The sequence below is a fragment of the Dyadobacter sp. UC 10 genome (assembly GCF_008369915.1).
Classification (GTDB): Bacteria; Bacteroidota; Bacteroidia; order Cytophagales; family Spirosomataceae; genus Dyadobacter.
The window spans coordinates 1-566 of sequence record NZ_VSRN01000006.1 but is presented as its reverse complement, the minus strand read 5'-3'; the positions used below and the strand labels follow the sequence as shown (position 1 = coordinate 566).

The 566-nt window shown below is 59.7% G+C and carries 2 protein-coding genes; one reads left to right on the top strand and one right to left on the bottom strand.

Translation table 11 applies throughout. From position 1 onward, the window contains the following. Nucleotides 1-224: hypothetical protein (locus tag FXO21_RS29040; protein WP_225865932.1), on the top strand; the 224-nt coding region annotated here is incomplete at its 5' end. Here FXO21_RS29040 and FXO21_RS28575 read toward each other — a convergent pair. Beyond that, a partial coding sequence (locus tag FXO21_RS28575) for a peroxiredoxin (RefSeq protein WP_149643682.1) occupies nucleotides 185-566 on the bottom strand: 382 nt, incomplete at its 5' end. The genes FXO21_RS29040 and FXO21_RS28575 overlap by 40 nt on opposite strands.

Here is a 566-nt window from a genome sequence, read left to right as displayed (position 1 = left end):
GGGCCGGACCGAGGCCCGGCGCGCAATCCATAAAAAAAGCCGCTGCCTCGTCGATAGAGGCATGCGGCTCGGCTGATACGGTCGTAATGCGCGTCAGGTGCCGGCAAGCATCGCAACGAGCACCGGCGCAGCTACGAGAAATATGGGGCGAACTGGCATTCATTGCGGCCCAATATAACGCGCCTCAAAGCGCTTGTACAGCACTTAGCACGTCGTCCACATGACCCGGTACCTTGATGCCGCGCCATGCCTGGCGAAGCACGCCGTCGGCGTCGATCAGGAACGTGGAGCGCTCGATTCCGCGCACTTCCTTGCCATACATTTTCTTCATCTTGATGACATCGAACAGCGCGCACAGCGCTTCGTCGGCATCGGAAATCAGCGGGAACGGCAGTTCGAGCTTCGCCTTGAAATTGTCATGCGAGCGCAGGCTGTCGCGCGACACGCCGATGACTTCCGCGCCGGCTTTCTTGAACTTCGGATAGAGATCGCGGAACTGCAGCCCTTCGGTCGTGCAGCCCGGCGTGTTGTCCTTCGGATAGAAGTACAGCACTAGTTTCCTGCCC